The sequence below is a fragment of the Halorubrum aethiopicum genome (genome assembly GCF_001542905.1).
In the GTDB taxonomy this organism is placed as follows: domain Archaea; phylum Halobacteriota; class Halobacteria; order Halobacteriales; family Haloferacaceae; genus Halorubrum; species Halorubrum aethiopicum.
This window is the reverse complement of record NZ_LOAJ01000001.1, coordinates 792,811-807,803: the sequence shown is the minus strand read 5'-3', so window position 1 is coordinate 807,803 and position 14,993 is coordinate 792,811. Positions and strand designations below refer to the sequence as shown.

Annotated in this window: 17 protein-coding genes; 7 read left to right on the top strand and 10 right to left on the bottom strand. The window is 72.6% G+C overall.

What is annotated here, in order from left to right; genetic code table 11:
• Positions 1 to 163: 163 nt before the first annotated feature.
• Positions 164 to 1,186 carry a transcription initiation factor IIB gene (locus AXA68_RS03880; protein ID WP_066413065.1) on the bottom strand — a complete coding sequence of 341 codons (1,023 nt, stop codon included), beginning with the start codon at positions 1,184 to 1,186 and terminating at the stop codon, positions 164 to 166.
• Between the two features lie 160 nt (positions 1,187 to 1,346).
• Between AXA68_RS03880 and AXA68_RS03875 the strand changes: the two genes are divergently transcribed.
• Positions 1,347 to 1,868, top strand: coding sequence for a DUF7858 family protein (locus tag AXA68_RS03875; protein ID WP_066413063.1), 522 nt, complete (start codon positions 1,347 to 1,349; stop codon positions 1,866 to 1,868).
• An 80-nt stretch (positions 1,869 to 1,948) separates the two neighbouring features.
• Here the strand turns inward: AXA68_RS03875 and AXA68_RS03870 are convergent, their stop codons facing one another.
• From AXA68_RS03870 to rnz, 3 genes are all read right to left on the bottom strand, one after another.
• Positions 1,949 to 2,734 carry a cell division inhibitor gene (locus AXA68_RS03870; protein ID WP_066413061.1) on the bottom strand — a complete coding sequence of 262 codons (786 nt, stop codon included), beginning with the start codon at positions 2,732 to 2,734 and terminating at the stop codon, positions 1,949 to 1,951.
• A gap of 94 nt (positions 2,735 to 2,828) precedes the next feature.
• Positions 2,829 to 3,248 carry an HIT family protein gene (locus AXA68_RS03865; protein ID WP_066413059.1) on the bottom strand — a complete coding sequence of 140 codons (420 nt, stop codon included), beginning with the start codon at positions 3,246 to 3,248 and terminating at the stop codon, positions 2,829 to 2,831.
• A 64-nt stretch (positions 3,249 to 3,312) separates the two neighbouring features.
• The gene (gene rnz / locus AXA68_RS03860) at positions 3,313 to 4,245 is read right to left on the bottom strand and encodes a ribonuclease Z (protein WP_066413057.1); all 933 of its coding nucleotides are present in this window, start codon (positions 4,243 to 4,245) and stop codon (positions 3,313 to 3,315) included.
• An 88-nt stretch (positions 4,246 to 4,333) separates the two neighbouring features.
• Here rnz and AXA68_RS03855 point away from each other — a divergent pair, with 88 nt between their 5' ends.
• Positions 4,334 to 4,708, top strand: a complete 375-nt coding sequence (locus AXA68_RS03855) for a DUF7538 family protein (protein WP_066413055.1) — start codon at positions 4,334 to 4,336, stop codon at positions 4,706 to 4,708.
• Between the two features lie 102 nt (positions 4,709 to 4,810).
• Here AXA68_RS03855 and AXA68_RS03850 read toward each other — a convergent pair whose 3' ends face one another.
• Positions 4,811 to 5,311 (bottom strand): MOSC domain-containing protein, encoded by a 501-nt coding sequence (locus AXA68_RS03850; RefSeq protein WP_066413053.1) that lies wholly within the window; start codon positions 5,309 to 5,311, stop codon positions 4,811 to 4,813.
• A 232-nt stretch (positions 5,312 to 5,543) separates the two neighbouring features.
• On the opposite strand from AXA68_RS03850, the gene AXA68_RS03845 reads away from it, so the two are divergent.
• On the top strand, positions 5,544 to 7,490 hold the full coding sequence (locus AXA68_RS03845; RefSeq protein ID WP_066413052.1) for an ABC transporter ATP-binding protein: 1,947 nt from the start codon (positions 5,544 to 5,546) through the stop codon (positions 7,488 to 7,490).
• A 24-nt stretch (positions 7,491 to 7,514) separates the two neighbouring features.
• Here the strand turns inward: AXA68_RS03845 and AXA68_RS03840 are convergent, their stop codons facing one another.
• On the bottom strand, positions 7,515 to 7,832 hold the full coding sequence (locus AXA68_RS03840) for a DUF5789 family protein (protein ID WP_066413051.1): 318 nt from the start codon (positions 7,830 to 7,832) through the stop codon (positions 7,515 to 7,517).
• A 118-nt stretch (positions 7,833 to 7,950) separates the two neighbouring features.
• On the opposite strand from AXA68_RS03840, the gene AXA68_RS03835 reads away from it, so the two are divergent.
• The gene (locus AXA68_RS03835) at positions 7,951 to 8,727 is read left to right on the top strand and encodes a creatininase family protein (protein WP_066413050.1); all 777 of its coding nucleotides are present in this window, start codon (positions 7,951 to 7,953) and stop codon (positions 8,725 to 8,727) included.
• Between the two features lie 5 nt (positions 8,728 to 8,732).
• On the opposite strand, the gene AXA68_RS03830 is transcribed toward AXA68_RS03835, so the two are convergent.
• From AXA68_RS03830 to mdh, 4 genes are all read right to left on the bottom strand, one after another.
• A complete protein-coding gene (locus tag AXA68_RS03830) occupies positions 8,733 to 9,017 on the bottom strand; it encodes a hypothetical protein (RefSeq protein WP_066413048.1) in 285 nt (94 codons plus the stop codon).
• 97 nt (positions 9,018 to 9,114) lie between these two features.
• The gene (locus tag AXA68_RS03825) at positions 9,115 to 9,516 is read right to left on the bottom strand and encodes a DUF5790 family protein (protein ID WP_066413046.1); all 402 of its coding nucleotides are present in this window, start codon (positions 9,514 to 9,516) and stop codon (positions 9,115 to 9,117) included.
• A 171-nt stretch (positions 9,517 to 9,687) separates the two neighbouring features.
• Positions 9,688 to 9,849 (bottom strand): hypothetical protein, encoded by a 162-nt coding sequence (locus AXA68_RS16615; protein ID WP_157884775.1) that lies wholly within the window; start codon positions 9,847 to 9,849, stop codon positions 9,688 to 9,690.
• Between the two features lie 112 nt (positions 9,850 to 9,961).
• Positions 9,962 to 10,876, bottom strand: a complete 915-nt coding sequence (gene mdh / locus AXA68_RS03820) for a malate dehydrogenase (protein ID WP_066413044.1) — start codon at positions 10,874 to 10,876, stop codon at positions 9,962 to 9,964.
• A gap of 182 nt (positions 10,877 to 11,058) precedes the next feature.
• Here mdh and AXA68_RS03815 point away from each other — a divergent pair, with 182 nt between their 5' ends.
• The 3 genes from AXA68_RS03815 to AXA68_RS03805 all read left to right on the top strand — a co-directional run bounded on the left by AXA68_RS03815 (position 11,059) and on the right by AXA68_RS03805 (position 14,950).
• Entirely contained in the window at positions 11,059 to 11,652 is a 594-nt protein-coding gene (locus tag AXA68_RS03815; RefSeq protein ID WP_066413042.1) for a DUF7474 family protein, read from the top strand.
• Between the two features lie 61 nt (positions 11,653 to 11,713).
• Positions 11,714 to 13,066 carry an MFS transporter gene (locus AXA68_RS03810; protein WP_066413036.1) on the top strand — a complete coding sequence of 451 codons (1,353 nt, stop codon included), beginning with the start codon at positions 11,714 to 11,716 and terminating at the stop codon, positions 13,064 to 13,066.
• Between the two features lie 69 nt (positions 13,067 to 13,135).
• Positions 13,136 to 14,950, top strand: coding sequence for a histidine kinase N-terminal 7TM domain-containing protein (locus AXA68_RS03805; protein WP_066413034.1), 1,815 nt, complete (start codon positions 13,136 to 13,138; stop codon positions 14,948 to 14,950).
• The last annotated feature ends 43 nt before the right edge of the window (positions 14,951 to 14,993 follow it).

Sequence of the window (14,993 nt, the reverse complement as noted above, 5' to 3'; positions counted from 1 at the left end):
TGCCCTCCACCCGCCCCCACCCTCCGCCCTCCCCGCTCGCCGACGCGGTCCCCGCTGACGCGGTCGCGGTCGCCCGGCGGGCGTCACGGACGACGGTTCGCCCGTCGTTTTTTCTGGTACGGAGCGCTCTCGCGCCTCCTCGGCCTCGACGGGCGCGGCGGGATCACTCCTCCCGCAGTTCGACGTACGTCCGGCGGACCGTCACGGGCGTGACGCCCGCGACGTCGGCGGCCTCCTGCTGGGTGTAGTCGGCGTCACACTGGCGCGCCGCGGTGTACAGGCAGGCGGCGGCGACGCCGACGGGGTTGCGGCCGTTCGCGATCCCCTCCTCGACGGCGCGGTCGGCGAGGTGGCGGGCGCGCGCCTCGACGGCGGAGTCGACCTCGAGCTCGCTCGCGAACCGCGGGAGGTACTCGGCGGGCGCGGCCGGACCGATCGGGAGGCCGAGCTCGCGGTTCATCGCGTCGAAGGCCGCGCGGTGTTCCGCCTCGGTCGCCTTCGCCTCCGCGCACACCTCGCCGACGGTCCGGGCGACGTCGGCGGTGCGGCAGGCGACGTAGACGCAGGCGGCCGCGAACCCCTCGAGCGAGCGCCCCCGGAGCAGGCTCTCCGACTGCGCGGAGTCGAAGAGCGCGCAGGCGGTGTCCCGGAGGCTCGTCGGCAGCTCCAGCGCGCCGGTGAGCCGCCGGATCTCGGTGTAGGCGTACACCTTGTTGCGGTCGCGCTTCGTGGAGATCCGCGCGCGGTTGTGCTGGGTGCGCATCCGGGCCATCCGCCGGCGCTTGCGCCCCTTGAGCCGGGTCGAGCGGCCGATCTCCGTCGAGAGCCCGCGGTCGTGCCGCGAGCGCGTCAGCGGCGCGCCCGTGCGCTTGGGGTCCGTGTCGTCGTCCGCGAACGAGCGCCACTCGGGGCCGTGGTCGATCCGGTCGGCCTCGAGGACGAGCCCGCAGTCGACGCAGGCGCGCTCCGCGCTGTCGAGTTCGGTGCGACCCCCGCACTCGGGGCACTCCTCGTCGCGGACGGCGGGCGCGGTCGAGGTCGTCTCGGCGGCGTCGGCGGTGCCGACGCGGTCGGTGCGGTCGGTGCGGTCGGTGCGGTCGGCGCGATCGACGCGGGCGGACGTCGAGGCGGCGCGGGGGTTCCGGGAACGGCGCGAACGGACGCGAGTCGAGGGTGCCTTGCTCATCACACCTGAACCTCGGTCCCGATCCCTTACTTAAACCCCGGTGGATCGGGGGGTGAACGGCCGGATCGGCGCGCTCGTACCGACCGGTAACCGGTCGGTGATCGGCGTCGACCCCGCCGGAGTAGGTGGGTTTATCTACCCGAACGCGAGACCGGTTGCCATGACGCTGTCGGACATCGCGGCGGGTCTCGAGGTGACCGCCAGCCAGCACGACCGGGGGGTCGCCGTCGCCGACGACACGGAGACGCCGCTGGCCGATCGCCTGCGCGAGCACGCCGAGGACCTGCCGTGTACGCCGGAGGCGACCGCGACGCTCGTGGACGCGTACACGGCCGGCCGGAGCGTCGGCGACGCCGCCGCGGACGCCGGGGTCGCGCCCATGACCGCCGCGAAGGCGCTTCACCGCTGTGGCGTCGCGGGCGTCTGCCCGCTCGCGCCGACCCGTCGCGGGGTCGTCCGCGACTGGCTCGACGGCCGGATCGCCCGCAGCGAGGCGGCCGCGCTCGTCGGCGGCGACGATGCGGACTTCGCGCTCGCGACCTACGTCGAGACCCACGACCCGCTCCCGGCGGTCGCGGACGTGGTGGACGCGAAGCTCGCGGGGTCGTCGCCGCTCGGCTCCGGTCTCGGCGCGGACGATCCCCTCGACGACGCGCTCGGATCGCCCGGCGACCTCCGCTGACCGGGGACGCCGGGATCACGACGAACCGGCCGGACGAACCGTCCTCCCGCGGAACCGTTCTCCCGCAGAACCCTCCTCCGCTATGACCGGATCCGTTCGAGCAGCCCCGCCTCCGAGAAGTCGACCTCGAGCGTCGTATCGAAGAGCCGGGCGTACGCGTCGGCGACCGCCCGCGGATACGCTCCGTCGCCGGTCGCGGCCGCGGGCGCGGCCGCCACGCGCGGGTCCGTCGCCGGGAGGGTCACGTCGGCGTCGGCGGCCGATCCCTCGGGCTCGCCGTCGATCCCGCGAGACACCGCGACCGTCGCGTCGACGCTCGCGCCCACGTCGGCGACCCGGCCGTGGAGCCGCTGGAGGGCGTCGCTGCCGTGCGGGGTGGCGGGACGGACCGCGGCGACGCTCTCCGCGGCCGTGACCGCCGCGACCGCCTCGTTCGACGCCACCGGCGACGCGTCGACGATCACCGCGTCGTAGGCGGTCGCCGCCTCGTCGATCCGCCGTTCGAGCCTGCGCGCCGCCTCGGCGGTCTTCGCGCGGGCGACCCGCTCGAACGGGGCCCGAGCGGGGACGACGTCGGCGCGGCCCGACAGGGTCCCGCGATCGTCCCTGCCGCCGGATCCTCCGCCGCCCGCGATCGGGTACGCCGCCGCCGACAGCGACGCGCCGGCCTCGTCGGCGACGAGCGCCGTGAGGTCGGTCCCGATCCGGCCGTGGACGTACTCGGAGAGCCCCTGCGTCGCGAACGCGGCGTCGATGACCGCCACATCCCGACCGCCGCGCGCGCCGACCGCCGCCAGCTCGACGGCCGTCCGTGTCGTCCCCGCGCCGCCGGTCGCCCCGACGAGCGCGAGCGTCGTCGCGTACATGACCGCTCCTCGCCGGTTCCGCGAATAACTCCTTCGAACGGCGGCGGGAGAGGAGCGTGGCGGCCGCGTCGGATCCCCGCGGCCCGTCGTCCGCCTACTCGGAGATCCGCGCGGCGATCGCGTCGAGGTCCTCGTCCGAGAGGTCGGGGCGCTTCCCGGCGACCGCGTGGATCGGCGCGCCGCCGTCTCCCTCGAACCGCGGGACGACGTGGGCGTGGACGTGGGGGACCTCCTGGCCGGCCGCCTCGCCGTCGTTGATCCCGACGTTCGCCGCGTCGGCGTCGACCGCGTCCTGGACGCGGGGCGTGAGTTCGCTCACGGCGTCGAACACGGCGCGCGCGAGGTCGGCGTCGAGGTCGCCGACGCGCTCGGCGTGCGCCTTCGGGATCACGAGCGTGTGGCCGCGCGCGAGCGGGTTAGCGTCGAGGAACGCCAGGACGTCGTCGGTTTCGTACACCGTTCGCGCGGGGATCTCGCCGTCGACGATCGAACAGAAGATACAGTCGTCGGACATACGCGGGGGGTCGACGCCGCGACGTATCAAGGTTTCCCGAACCGGGATCCGGAACCCCTCCGAGTCACTCCTCGGCGTCGGGGAACGGGACCTCGATCAGCGTACCGTCGTCGGGGAGGAGACACTCGCCGTCGAACGCCTCGCGAGCCTCCCGCAGGATGGGCGACGCGTCCGCCGCGTACCGCGAGGAGACGTGAACGAGCGCCAGCCGCTCGGCGTTCGCGCGGTCCGCGATCGACCCGGCCTCGCGGCCCGTCGAGTGGGCCGTGTCGCGGGCGCGGTCGGCCATCCCCTCCGCGAAGGTGGCGTCGTGGACGAGGAGGTCGGCGTCCGCCGCGACCTCGACGGTGCGCTCGCGGGGTCGGGTGTCGGCCGTGTAGACGAGCGTCCGGCCGGGGCGCGGCGGCCCGACGACCTGCTCGGGCTCCACGACGGTTCCGTCCGCCAGTTCGACCGACTCGCCGGCGTGGAGCCGCCCGAACGCCGGACCGACCGGGACGCCGAGCTCCTCCGCCTTCGGGCGGTCGAACCGGCCGGGACGGTCCGCCTCCTCGAGGACGTACCCCTGTGAGACGGTGCGGTGTGTCGTCTCGAAGGGGCGGACCTCGTAGCCGTCGGCGTCGAGCGCGACGTCGCCGGGGGCGACCTCCTCGATCCGGATCGGGAACCCCGGCTGGTGGTTCGCGACGTGGACGAGGTCGTGGAGGTCCTCGCCGGTTCCCGGCGGGCAGTGGATCGAGAGCGGCTCGGTCCGGTCGTTGAACCCGAGCGTCTGAACGAGCCCGGGGATCCCGAGGACGTGATCGCCGTGGAGGTGCGAGACGAACACGTGATCGATCCCGAAGCCGGTGCCGGCCCGCATCATCTGGCGTTGGGTGCCCTCGCCGCAGTCGAACAGCAGGCGGTCGCCCTCGCGGTTGACAAACAGGGCGCTCGGCGCGCGCTCGGTGGTGGGGACGGCACCGCCCGTCCCGAGGAAGGTGACGCGAAGGGACATACGCGCCCTGCGGCCGGCGGGGGTAAACTCCTTTCGAGCCGCGGCCGCCGGTCGAAGACGACATGAGGCTCCCGCCCCGAGACCGGGCATGCACGACGAGATCGCCGCGCTCGTCCGCCAGGAGGGATGGCGCGCGGAGGGGGCCGCCGCCCGCGTCCACTACGACGGCGGCGGCGACCGGGTCGCGATCGAGTTCTACGCCGCCGCCGAGCGCGTCCTCTACTGGACCGTTCCGGAGGGAGCGGGGACCGGGACGGGGAGCGGGCGCGAGAGCGAGAACCGGGGCGCGACCGCCGACGCCGGCACCGTCGAGACCAATACTGCCGGCACCGCCGGAACAGATACCGCCGGCACCGCCGCGCCGATCCCGCGAGAGACCGTCCCGGACCCGCTGCGGCGGCGGATCCGCGAGGACCTCGACGCCGCGGGGATCGACCCCGACGCCGAGCGACGCGGCGTCTGAGTCGATCCCCGCGTCGAGCGTCGTCGAGGCGTCGCGAAACGCCGGCGACGTGTTCGGTGACGAACCCGGCGACCGCCGTCTACGGCGGGACCGACGACGCGGTCACCACACGACCTCGTCGGCGACGGCGATCGTCCCCGACTCGACGATCCGGGCGTCGAGCCCGCCGCGGTGTTCGAGCGCCGCCTTCGCGTCGGGCTGATCGGCGTGTGACGCCATGTACCCGCAGGGCTCACAGAGCCCGGTCCCCTCGAGGACGACCTCGCCGACGCGGAACCGCTCCCCGACGAGGTGGTTCAGCGCCACCCCGCGCGTCGTGACGTTTCGCCGGTGTTCGCCGGCGGCGAGGTCGACGTCGTACGCCTCGGCGGCGGCCTCCACCGCCTCGGCCTCGATGAGCGTGACGTCGCTCGGATCGAGGTCGTCGCGCTCGTTGTAGATCCCCTCGCCCCTGAAGTAGCGGTCCCCCCTCAGCCCCCGACCGGCGACCGCCTCGACGGACTCCCGCGGCTCGGGGTCGCCGCCCGTGTCCGGGGCGACGTGGATGCGCTCGACCGTGCCGGTGCGGGCGTCGCGCGCCGACGCTTCCTTCGCGTGTCCCATTGCCGTATCCGTTCGATCGGACGATAATAAACCCACGTCGTCGCCGGCGCGGCAGGGGCCGTTGACGCCACCGAACGACGGATCGGTCTCGATCGGTTCGATCGCAGCCGAGGGCGAGACCGGTGAGGTCGCTCAGAGAGGAAGCGCCGATAGCGGCCGTTCTCTCCGGATTCTGTCGGCCGGGATCGATCCGAAGGAAACGCACTTGCCTCGCGGTCCGATAGGGCGTGTGATGAGTAGCGCCGAGTGGGAGGACGACGACCCGTTCGAGGAGCAGCGCGCGGAGGTCGAGAACCCGATGAAGCGGCTGTTCGCCGAGTACGGTCGCCCGTACCTCCCGCAGGTGTCCGTCGGAGTCCTCGCCAGCGTCTTCGCGCGGCTGCTCGACCTCCTCCCGCCGCTCATGCTGGGGATCGCCATCGACGCGGTGTTCTACGAGGACGCGCTCTTCAGCGAGCAGATCCCGCTCGTCGTGCTCCCGGACGCGTGGCTCCCGGCGGGCCGGGGCGAGCAGTTCTGGTTCACGGTCGCCGTCATCGCCGGGGCGTTCGCGCTCGGCGCGGCGTTCCACTGGGTCCGCAACTGGGGGTTCAACGCCTTCGCCCAGCACATCCAACACGACGTGCGGACCGACACCTACGACCGGATGCAGCGGCTGAACATGGAGTTCTTCTCCGACAAGCAGACGGGCGAGATGATGTCCATCCTCTCGAACGACGTGAATCGCCTCGAGCGGTTCCTGAACGACGGGATGAACTCGCTGTTCCGGCTCGCCGTGATGGTCGTCGGCATCGGCGGACTCCTCGTGTGGATCAACTGGCAGCTCGCCCTCGTGGCGCTTCTACCCGTTCCGGTCATCGCCGGATTTACCTACCTCTTCATCAAGACGATCCAGCCGAAGTACGCCGCGGTGCGCTCCTCCGTCGGGAAGATGAACTCCCGGCTGGAGAACAACCTCGGCGGCATCCAGGTGATCAAGTCGTCGAACACCGAGCCGTACGAGTCCGACCGCGTCGACGACGTCTCGATGGACTACTTCGACGCCAACTGGGACGCGATCGGCACCCGGATCAAGTTCTTCCCGGCGCTGCGCGTGCTCGCGGGGATCGGCTTCGTGTTCACCTTCGTGGTCGGCGGCCTCTGGGTGTTCGAAGGGAGCGCGCCCGGCCCCTTCTCCGGCGACCTCTCCGTCGGGATGTTCGTCGTCTTCATCCTCTACACCCAGCGGTTCATCTGGCCGATGGCGCAGTTCGGCCAGATCATCAACATGTACCAGCGGGCCCGCGCCTCCTCCGAGCGCATCTTCGGGCTGATGGACGAGCCCTCGAAGCTCGAACAGGACGCCGACGCCCCGGACCTAGTCGTCGAGGAGGGCGAGGTCGTCTACGACGACGTCACCTTCGGCTACGACGACGAGCCGACGATCCGAAACGTCGACTTCGCCGTCGAGGGCGGCGAGACGCTCGCGCTCGTCGGGCCGACCGGGGCCGGGAAGTCGACCGTGCTCAAGCTGCTCCTCCGGATGTACGACGTCGACGAGGGCGAGATCCGGATCGACGGCCAGGACGTGAGCGAGGTCACGCTGCGGTCGCTGCGCCGGTCGATCGGCTACGTCGGGCAGTCGTCGTACCTGTTCTACGGCACCGTCCGCGAGAACATCACCTACGGGGCCTTCGAGGCGACCGACGAGGAGGTCCGCGAGGCCGCGAAGGCGGCGGAGGCGCACGCGTTCATCGAGAACCTGCCCGACGGCTACGACACGATGGTGGGCGAACGCGGCGTGAAGCTCTCGGGCGGCCAGCGCCAGCGGGTCACCATCGCCCGCGCGGTGTTGAAGGACCCGGACGTGCTCGTCCTCGACGAGGCCACCTCGGACGTGGACACGGAGACCGAGATGCTGATCCAGCGGTCGATAGACCGGCTCACGGCCGACCGCACGACGTTCGCGATCGCCCACCGGCTCTCGACGATCAGGGACGCCGACACCATCCTGGTGTTGGAGGACGGCGAGATCGTCGAACGGGGGAGCCACGACGAACTGCTGGAGAACGGGCGGCTGTACGCGCACCTCTGGGGCGTCCAGGCCGGCGAGATCGACGAGCTACCCCAGGAGTTCATCGACCGCGCCCAGGAGCGGACCGCGCGCGTGCTCGAGGACGCCGAGGGCGACGACGACTAGCGAGGGCGACGACGACGAGCGGCGTTACGGCGAGCGCCGGCTCCAGTCGCCCGTCTCCCGCCCGATCGTCTCCGGATCGACGGGGTTCCCGGTCCCGTCGACGCCGACGACCGCGAGGATCGCGTCGCGGACCTGCTGGGGTTCGCGGAACGTCGCCAGGTCGGTTCGGCGCAACACCTCCTCCAACCGGTCGGTTCCGTCGGCGTGTTCGAGCTCGAAGCCGCCGTACTGCTCTATCAGTTCCTCCTTCGTCACCGGGTAGGCGTGCTCGCGGATCGCCGGCTTCAGCGGGCCGAACCGGACGCCGTAGACGGCATCCGGGGTGGTCTCGTCGTCGGACATACTCGCCGATCCACGCCCGACGGATTAAGTTCCGGGGGCGAACCGCGCGGGAGGCGGGACCGCGACGCACCGGGCGGCCGACCGTCGGCTATACGGTGCCGCTCGACGCAGGGGAGGTATGCGACTCGCGGACGCAACCTGGACCGACGTGCGGGACGCCGACGTCGACGTCGCGTTCCTCCCGGTCGGCAGCACCGAACAGCACGGCCCCCACGCGCCGCTCGGCACCGACACGCTGAACGCGGTCGCGGTCGCGGAGGCGGCCGCGGCGGCGTACGACGCGGAGCCGCGCGCGGGCGTCGCCGAGGGCGTCCCCCGCGGCGAGGCGCTCGTCGGGCCCCCGATCCCCGTCGGCGTCGCCGAGGAGCACCGCGCGTTCGACGGGACGATGTGGGTGAGCCCGGACACGTTCCGCGCGTACGTCCGGGAGGCGGCGGCCTCGCTCCCGGCACACGGCGTCGACCGCGTCGTGTTCGTGAACGGCCACGGCGGGAACGTCGAGGCGCTCGCGGAGGTCGCCCGCCGCTTCTCCCGTGACCCCGCACACGACGGCTACGGGGTGGCGTTCACCTGGTTCGAGGCGGTCGGCGAGCACGCGGGCGACATGGGTCACGCGGGGCCGCTCGAGACGGCGCTTCTGCGCGCGACGACCCCCGACCTCGTCCGCGAGGACCGCGTCGACGACGCGCGCGACGGCGGGGCCGACCGCTGGGGGGAGTGGGTCTCGGGCGTGAACCTCGCGCACGACTCCGAGGAGTTCACCGACAACGGCGTCGTCGGCGACCCGACCGCGGGCGACGCCTCGCGCGGCCGGGAGCTGCTCGACCGCGCGAGCGACGCGCTCGCCGAGCTCGCGCGCGCGGTCGCCGATCGGGACCTCGAAAACGACGGGTAGCCCGCTCAGATGAGGTCGTCAGGGTCGTGGGCGTCGCGCATCCGCCGCGCCTCCGCGGCGTAGCGCTCCCGTAGCTCGGGGTCGTCGACGGACCCGAGCTCGCCCGGGCCGGCCTGGACGGCCGCGGTGGTGTCCCGCACGTCCGAGAAGGACGTGAGCGCGCGCTCCTTCCGGAAGTACCGCTCGCCGTCGGGCGTGGCGTACGTGAGGATCACCATGTTCTGCTCGTCGTCGGAGTAGGTCCGCTCGACCAGCCAGACGCGAACGGCCTCCGCGGTGGGCTCCGCCATACCCGCGGGTTCGACCGCGCGGACCATAAACCGAGGAGGGCGTTCCCGTTCGCGGGGAGGAGCCAAGATGGACCGAGATCGCGGAGGGACGAGGGAATTACTCGCCGTCGTCCGCGGCGTCCTGGAGCGCGCCGCGGATCGCCGGGATCGTTCCGGTGAGCGACGCCACCTCCTCGGCGGCCGACTCGATGTCGCCGACGAGCGACTCCAGGTCGGCGATCCGCGCCTCGAGGTCCTCGGCGTCCTCGAAGGCGTCGGCGCGCTCGCCGAGGACGTACGCCTTCTTCGCCGAGCGCACGTGGTCGACCGCGTCGCCGGCGTCCAGCGCCGATTTGAGCCCGTTGAGCGCGCCGAGCACGTTCTCGGCGTCCGTCACCCACACGTCGTCGGGGTCGGGGAGCTCCTCGCGGGCCGCCTCGAGGTGCGCTTCGACCTCCTCGCGGGTCTCCTCGGCCGCCTCCCCGAACAGGTCGTCGTCGTCGAACGTGGACTGGCTCATGCGGGGACCGATGTGCCGACGCGGTTTATATTCGAGCCCGAAAGCGAAAGTGAAATCGGTCGATAGCGAGCCCTTGCGCGGGATCGAGGCGAGTGGAGATCAAGCCGAGTGGAGATCGAGGCGAGTGAACACCGAGGCGAGGGCGGACCGCTTCGGATCGATCGGAGTCGCTCAGACCCGACCGAGGAGCTCGAGGGTCACGAGGAGGATCGCGAGCGTCAGGAACCCGACGAGGACCGCCAACGTCCGTAGCCACGGGAGCACGGTCTCGGCGTCCGGGGTCGCCGCGATGAGGGGACGGTGCGTCCGGGGATCCGGGTCCGACGCGCTCATGGCCGGGAGTCGGGAGCCGATCCACGTGAAGTCGACTATGAGGGAAACGTCCGGGATCGGAGGGCTCGGGAGCCGTACGGAGGGATCCGGACTCCCGGGGAGGTCGCGTCGCCTACGCGATCTCCTCGTACTGCTCGGAGAGCTTCTCCGCGGCCTCGTCGAGGAGCTCGGTTTCGTACTCGTCGAGGTCCCACTCGATCACCTCCTCGACACCGTTCGACCCGAGCTTCGCGGGGACGCCGAGCGCGGTGTCGTCGTAGCCGTACTCGCCGTCGAGCACGACCGAGCAGGGGAGCACCTCGCCGGTGTCGTTCAGGATCGCCTCGACGGTGTGGGCGACGCCGGTGGCGGGCCCCCACTGGGTCGCGCCCTTCCGGCTGATCACGTCCATCGCGGACTCCTGGAGGTCCGCGAGGATCTCCTCGCGCTCGTCGGCGTCGAACTCGGGGTCCCGGCCGTTCACGCGCACCTTCGAGAACACCGGGGCCTGCGCGTCGCCGTGCTCGCCGAGGATCGTCGCCTCGACGTTCTTCACGGGCGCGTCGAACCGCTCGGAGAGGACGTACCGGAAGCGCGCGGAGTCGAGGCGGCCGCCGAAGCCGACCACCTGGCCGCGGTCGCGGTCGCCCGCCTCGTAGAGGTGACGGTTGAGGAGGTCGACCGGGTTCGAGGTGGTGACCGTGACGAAGTCGTCGTTGTGCTCGGCGATGGAGGAGCCGATGTCCTCCATGATCGGCGCGTTGTCGCCCGCCAGGTCGATCCGGGTCTGGCCCTCCTTGCGGGGGATCCCGGCCGTGATGACGACGACGTCGGAGCCGGCGGTGTCCGCGTACTCGCCCTGTCTGACCGTCGTGTTCGAGTCGTAGGCGACGCCGTGGTTCGCGTCCGCTGCCTGTCCGATCGTCGTCTCGCGCTGGTCCGGGATGTCGACGAAGACGAGCTCGTCGACCACGTCGCGCAGTGCGAGGTTGTAGCCGGCCGCGGCTCCCACCGTTCCCGCCGCGCCGATCACGCTGACTTTGGTCATGCCACCTGATACCGCGGCCGGGCGGCGAGTAAACGTTTCGGAAGGACCGACCCGATCGGCCCGCGTCGCGGCCCCTCGAATTTTCCGTCGTCTTCCCGGCTCCCGTCGTCTCCCCGATCGCCTCGCTCTCCCGCCGTGCCGTCGCGAAAACCCTAACTCCGGGCGCGACGCAGGGGGGCGTAGTGCCGACGTTCCGCTACCCGTGTCCCGGCTGTCGGACGACCAACAGCCTCCACGACGCCGACTGCGAGTTCGAGGGCGTGAGCTGGCCCACCGTCGAGAAGGCGTACACGGACCTTCTGGCCGTCCTCACCGCCGAGCCCGACGGACTTCCCGAGCCGGCGCTGCGCGAGGCCGTCCCCGGCGAATGGGGCGGACTCCACAAGGCCGCGCTCGGCGCGCTCGAACGCGAGCAGCGCGTCGTCCGCGAGGACGACGACCTCAGGCTGCTCACCGCCGCGGAGTTCAAGGAGCTCGTCTCGGAGCCGACCCGGGAGCCGATGCGCACCGTCTACGAGCGCGGCTCCGTCCCCGGCTGTCACGACAACGCCGTCTTCGCGATGGTCGCGTGGTACGAGATGGTGGGGCTCTCCTGGCCGGAGACCAAGGAGAACGTCGTCGAGTGGCTCCGCACCTCCGGCGCGTGGGACCGCGGCGGCTTCGAGGAGTCCTCGCCCGAGGAGCTGGTCGAGTCGAAACGCCACGTGTACGACGCGGGATACGGCTGGAAGGAGAAGGGACAGGCGGCGAAACGCGTCATCGAGCGCCACCGATGACCGCCGTCCCGGTCCTCCCGGTCGCCCCGGCAGACCCGGCCGACCCGGGCGGACCCCCGCCGTGACGCATCCGGAGGCGGCGACCGCGTCGGTCGGCGGCGTGTCGAACCCGCGGCGCGCGCTCGCGGTCGTGATCGGCGTCGTGTTCATCGACCTCGTCGGGTTCGGGATCGTGATCCCGATCCTGCCCTTCTACGTGCGCTCGTTCGGGGTCAGCGACGCCTTCATCGGGCTGATAGCGGCCTCCTACTCGCTCGCGCAGTTCCTCGCCGCGCCCACGCTCGGCCGGCTCTCGGACCGGGTCGGCCGCCGGCCCGTCCTGCTCGCGTCGCTCGCGGCGGCCGGGGTCGCGTGGGTCGTGTTCGGCTACGCCGGCGCGACGGGGGCGCGCTTCGGGACGGTCGCCGCGCTCGCGACGCTTTTCGGCTCCCGAACCCTCGCAGGGGCGATGGGCGGCAACATCGCGGCCGCGCAGGCGTACGTCGCGGACGTCACCCCGCGGGACCGCCGTGCGGGGGCGCTCGGGCTGGTCGGGGCCGCCTTCGCGCTCGGGTTCGTCTTCGGGCCGGCGATCGGCGGGCTGCTCGCCGCCGACGCGGTCGTCGCCCGCGCCGACGCGCTCCTCCCGGCGTTCGTCCCCGCCACCCCGTACTCGCTGCCGAGCTTCGCCGCCGCGGCGATGAGCTTCCTCGCAGTCGGGGTGGGCTTCGTCCTCCTGGAGGAGCCGGACCGCGCCCGCGGGACCGCGTCGCGGCGGACGACCGTCGTCGGCCAGTTCCGGGACGCGCTCGCGTCCGTCGCGCTCCGACCGCTCACGGTCGCGTACTTCGTCGTCGCGGTCGCGTTCGCGGGCGTCCAGGTGATGTTCATCCCCTACGTCGCCGACGCCTTCGGCTACGACGCGACCGCCGCCGCGCTGCTTCTCACCTACGTCGGCGTCCTCGGCGCGGTGAACCAGGGCGTGCTCGTCGGGCGGCTCTCGCGGGTCGTCCCCTCGCGGACGCTCGTCGCGGCCGGGTCCGTCCTCCTCGCCGGCGCGCTCGTCGCGCTCCCGGGAACGGGCGTCGTCGACCGGTTCGCCGGGGACATCGCGCTCGGCGGTCCGGGGTGGCTGACCCTCCCGCTCGTCGCGCTGCTCGTCGCGCTCGCGGCGCTGTCGCTCGGGAACGCGCTCGTGAACGTCTCGCTGGCGACGCTCGTCTCGGCGTCCGCCGCCGACGACGAACAGGGGGCGGCCTTCGGGGTGACGCAGGGCGCGTCGAGCCTCGGCCGGACCGTCGGCCCGCCGCTGATGGCGGTGTTGTACACCGTCGCGGTCGCGTCGCCGTTCCTCGTCGGCGCGGTGCTTCTCCTCCCCGTCGCCGTCGCCTTCGGCCGGCGATCGGGAGACGGCGACGCGGACCGCCCCGGCTAGATCGGACGGCGGACGACGGGGCGATCGGCCCGCGACAGGTTTACGCCGCCGGTCGCCGTCGGAGCCGACATGGGTCCCGCCGGCGTCCCCGCGCTCCCGTTTCTCCCGCCGTGGCCCGCGCTCGGCTCGCTCGCGGGCGGCGTCGGCGCGCTCGGACTCGCGTGGGCGATCCGCCGCCACCGCGGCCGACCCGGCGTCGACTGGTTCCTCGTCGTGTTCGCCGCGCAGGCGACGTGGTGTCTCTCCTACGGATTCGGCCTGCTCGTCGAGGGGGCGACCCTCCGGGCCGTCCTGGAGGCGACGACGTGGCTCGGCATCGTCTGGACGGGGATCGCCTTCCTCGGCTTCGCGCTCGCGTACACGGGACGGAGCGACGTGATCCGGAGCCGGCTGTTCGTCACGATCGCCGGGTTCGGCCTGCTCTCGACGCTCGTCCTCGCCACCAACCCGGTCCACGGCGCGTTCTGGACGGGGTTCGAACCCGATCCAGTCCTCGGCGTCGCGACGGTCTCGTACGTCCTCGGCCCGTGGGCGTACCTCGTCGTCGCCGTCGAGTCGGTGCTCGTCGCGAGCGCGGTCTTCCTGCTCGTCGACACCCTGCTCAGCTACGGGCCGCTGTACCGCCGGGAGACGGCGGCGGTGGCGTTGAGCTCGCTCCCGCCGGGGTTCGCCTTGGTCGCGTGGACGCTCGGGATCGGCCCCGTCCCGCAGCTCCGGCTCGCGCCGCTCATGTTCGTCCCGCACGTCCTGCTCGACGCGTACGCGTTCAACCGCGCGGAGATGTTCGACCGCCACCCGACGACCAGCCGTGCCGCCGAGCGGACGGCGATAGACGACCTCCCGGATCCCGTCATCGCGCTCGCGCTCGACCGCCGGATCGTCCGGCTGAACCCCGCCGCGGAGACGCTCATCGGCGTCGACGCGGAGAGCGCGCGAGACCGCCCGCTCGAGGCGTTCCTCGACGTTCCGGTCGGCGACGAGGAGGGTGAGATCGACGACGCCGACGAGGAGGTCACGGTCGCGGCGGCCGACCGCCGCCGCACGTACGCGGTGTCGACCTCGCGGCTGACCGACCCGAACGGGACCCACGTCGGGTACACCGTCGTCCTCTCCGACGTCACCGAACGCGAACGCCGCCGCCAGCAGCTCGAGGTGCTCAACCGGGTGCTCAGACACAACCTCCGCAACGACGCCGGCGTCGTCCACGGCTACGGCGGGCTGCTCGCGGAGCGGCTCGAGGACCCCGAACTCGTCCGAATGGCCGACGCGATCGAGCGACGCGCCGGCGCGCTGGCCGCGCTCGGCGAGAAGGCCGGCACCGTCGAGTCGCTGCTCGACGACGCCGAGCCGACCGCGGTCGACGTCGTCGAGGCGGTCGAGAGGGTCGTCGCGGAGGCACGCGAGCGCGACCCGGACGCGACCGTCGACCTCGCGGTCGAGATCGGAGACGGCGGGGCGGGAGCGGACGGATCGACCGCCCGGCTCAGGGCGGACGCCCTCCGGACGATCGTCGAGAACGTCGTCGAGAACGCGATCGACCACCACGACGGCGCGGGCACGGAGCGCGAGGACGGGGGGCCGTGGGTCCGGGTGAGGCTCCGACGCGAGGACGCGGACGGCGGGGAGGGGTCGGAGAGCGACGAAAGAGCGGGCGGCGACGACCGGTTCGTCCTCGTCGTCGAGGACGACGGGCCGGGGATCCCCGACCACGAGGTGAACGCGGTCGAGTCCGGTCGAGAGACCGCGCTCGAACACGGCTCCGGGCTCGGGCTGTGGGTCGTCGAGTGGGCCGCCGGCGCGCTGGGAGCGGAGGTGGCGTACGCCGACCGCGACCCGCGCGGGACGCGGGTGACCGTGGAGATTCCGGCCGTGAGCGTGGAGTGACGGGAGCGATCCGGAGATCGAGAAGGAAGGCCTGAGACGGCGG

Coding starts and splice junctions, on each gene's coding strand:
- mdh (WP_066413044.1), bottom strand. CDS start 10,876: ATGACCAAAGTCAGCGTGATCGGCGCGGCGGGAACGGTGGGAGCCGCG.
- AXA68_RS03805 (WP_066413034.1), top strand. CDS start 13,136: ATGGGTCCCGCCGGCGTCCCCGCGCTCCCGTTTCTCCCGCCGTGGCCC.
- AXA68_RS03875 (WP_066413063.1), top strand. CDS start 1,347: ATGACGCTGTCGGACATCGCGGCGGGTCTCGAGGTGACCGCCAGCCAG.
- AXA68_RS03840 (WP_066413051.1), bottom strand. CDS start 7,832: ATGTCCGACGACGAGACCACCCCGGATGCCGTCTACGGCGTCCGGTTC.
- AXA68_RS03830 (WP_066413048.1), bottom strand. CDS start 9,017: ATGGCGGAGCCCACCGCGGAGGCCGTTCGCGTCTGGCTGGTCGAGCGG.
- AXA68_RS16615 (WP_157884775.1), bottom strand. CDS start 9,849: ATGAGCGCGTCGGACCCGGATCCCCGGACGCACCGTCCCCTCATCGCG.
- AXA68_RS03855 (WP_066413055.1), top strand. CDS start 4,334: ATGCACGACGAGATCGCCGCGCTCGTCCGCCAGGAGGGATGGCGCGCG.
- AXA68_RS03845 (WP_066413052.1), top strand. CDS start 5,544: ATGAGTAGCGCCGAGTGGGAGGACGACGACCCGTTCGAGGAGCAGCGC.
- AXA68_RS03865 (WP_066413059.1), bottom strand. CDS start 3,248: ATGTCCGACGACTGTATCTTCTGTTCGATCGTCGACGGCGAGATCCCC.
- rnz (WP_066413057.1), bottom strand. CDS start 4,245: ATGTCCCTTCGCGTCACCTTCCTCGGGACGGGCGGTGCCGTCCCCACC.
- AXA68_RS03825 (WP_066413046.1), bottom strand. CDS start 9,516: ATGAGCCAGTCCACGTTCGACGACGACGACCTGTTCGGGGAGGCGGCC.
- AXA68_RS03835 (WP_066413050.1), top strand. CDS start 7,951: ATGCGACTCGCGGACGCAACCTGGACCGACGTGCGGGACGCCGACGTC.
- AXA68_RS03880 (WP_066413065.1), bottom strand. CDS start 1,186: ATGAGCAAGGCACCCTCGACTCGCGTCCGTTCGCGCCGTTCCCGGAAC.
- AXA68_RS03850 (WP_066413053.1), bottom strand. CDS start 5,311: ATGGGACACGCGAAGGAAGCGTCGGCGCGCGACGCCCGCACCGGCACG.
- AXA68_RS03870 (WP_066413061.1), bottom strand. CDS start 2,734: ATGTACGCGACGACGCTCGCGCTCGTCGGGGCGACCGGCGGCGCGGGG.